The sequence below is a fragment of the Streptomyces glaucescens genome, from assembly GCF_002154375.1.
In the GTDB taxonomy this organism is placed as follows: Bacteria; Actinomycetota; Actinomycetes; order Streptomycetales; family Streptomycetaceae; genus Streptomyces; species Streptomyces glaucescens.
Window position 1 is genome coordinate 1 of sequence record NZ_MUND01001003.1, and the last position, 307, is coordinate 307.

The window sequence follows — 307 nt, forward strand, 5'->3', positions numbered from 1 at the left end:
TCGCTGCTGCTGCGGCTGGTGCGCGACCTCGACGAGGAGGCCGCGGTCTACGAGGAGTGGTGGCGCGGCCGGATGATCGCGGGGGCGATCCTGGCGGACTTCCGCGAGGACGATTCGCGGGTGCCCGCCCTGCGGGGCCTGGGCCTGCCCGCGGTCGCCGTCGGCCACCCCTCTCTCACCGGCCCCTTCCCGGCGGTGTGGACGGACGACGCGTCGGCGGTCGCCGAGGCCGTCCGCTATCTGGCGGCCCTCGGCCACCGGCGTATCGCCCGCGTCGGCGGGCCGACCGACCTGGGGGCACAGCGCC

The 307-nt window shown here is 77.2% G+C and carries 1 pseudogene; it reads left to right on the forward strand.

Annotated elements, in window-relative coordinates:
* Positions 1 to 307 (forward strand): annotated as a pseudogene (locus CCN42_RS40135) (LacI family transcriptional regulator); the annotation flags it as partial.